This is a genomic window from Bradyrhizobium sp. P5_C11_2, assembly GCF_054049755.1.
Map to the genome: position 1 here is coordinate 1 of NZ_JBFULT010000982.1, position 1,452 is coordinate 1,452.

General features: G+C 61.9%; 1 protein-coding gene and 1 pseudogene. Both read left to right on the forward strand.

The window, feature by feature from the left end; genetic code table 11:
• Positions 1-94: pseudogene (locus tag ACXJL8_RS40915) on the forward strand (ABC transporter ATP-binding protein); the annotation flags it as partial.
• Positions 95-212: 118 nt separating this feature from the next.
• Positions 213-1,436, forward strand: coding sequence for an ABC transporter substrate-binding protein (locus ACXJL8_RS40920; protein ID WP_456687024.1), 1,224 nt, complete (start codon positions 213-215; stop codon positions 1,434-1,436).
• Positions 1,437-1,452 lie beyond the last annotated feature (16 nt).

Genomic DNA, 1,452 nt, shown 5'->3' on the forward strand with positions numbered 1-1,452 from the left:
CTACGTGGTCGAGCACGGCAAGATCATCGATGGATTTTCCAACTCCGAGCTTGCCGCCAATATGGACAAGCTCCACTCCTATCTCGGCGTCTAACCATGATCCGGAAAAGTGTGGAGCGGTTTTCCCTCGCGACAAACGCGGAACGCGTTTGCGCGGAGATCATGCTCAAACAGAAGAACTTCCAACGAGAAAATTCAAAAAGGAAAGTTGCATGAAGACCAGGTTGATTGCGTCATTGTTGCTGACCACCGCGCTCACCTTCGCCGCAGCCGGCGTCGCGTCCGCGCAGGACAAGACCGTCAAGATTGGCGCGCTGTCCGATCAGTCCGGACTCTATGCCGACCTCGGCGGACCGGGCTCGACTCTCGCAGCGCAAATGGCCGCTGAGGATTCCGGCCTCACGGCGAAGGGCTGGAAGATCGACATCATCTCCGGCGATCACCAGAACAAGCCGGACATCGGCACCGCGATCGCGCGGCAGTGGTTCGACGTCGACAAGGTCGACGTCATCGTTGACGTGCCGAATTCCGGCGTGGCGCTCGCCGTCAACAACGTCATCAAGGAAAAGAACGGCGTCTACATCAATTCGGGTGCGGCGACCTCGGACCTCACCAACGCGCAGTGCTCGCCCAACACCGTGCACTGGACCTACGACACCTACATGCTGGCCCACACCACGGGGCAGGCGCTGGTGAAGGCCGGTGGCGACACCTGGTTCTTCCTGACCGCGGACTATGCCTTCGGTGCGGCGCTGGAGCGCGACACCACCGCCGTCGTCACCGCCAATGGCGGCAAGGTCGTCGGCGGCGTCAAGCATCCGCTCAACACGCCCGATTTCTCCTCCTTCCTGCTCCAGGCGCAGTCGTCCAAGGCCAAGATCATCGGTCTTGCCAACGCCGGCGGCGACACCACCAACTCGATCAAGCAGGCGGCCGAGTTCGGCATCGTCAAGGGCGGCCAGAAGCTCGCGGCGCTGCTGCTCTTCCTGACCGACGTCAAGGCRATCGGTCTGGAGACCGCGCAGGGCCTCAACTTCACCGAGACCTTCTACTGGGACATGAACGACYAGACCCGCGCGTTCTCCAAGCGCTTTTCCGCGCGCATGAAGAACAGCGCGCCGCCGACCATGGTGCAGGCCGGCGTCTATGCGGGCCTGCGTCACTATTTCAAGGCGCTGGAAGCGCTCGGCGGCAATCCGCATGACGGCGTGAAGGTCGTCGAGAAGATGAAGTCGATCCCGACCGAGGACGATCTGTTCGGCAAGGGCGAGATCCAGCCGAACGGCCGTACCATTCACAGCGCCTATCTGTTCGAGGTGAAGAAGCCCTCCGAATCGAAGGCGCCGTGGGATTTCTACAAGCTGGTCGGCACCGTTCCGGGCGACCAGGCCTTCACGCCGCTGTCCGAAAGCAAGTGCGCGCTGCTGAAGAAGTAAGCCATCGGCCCGCAGG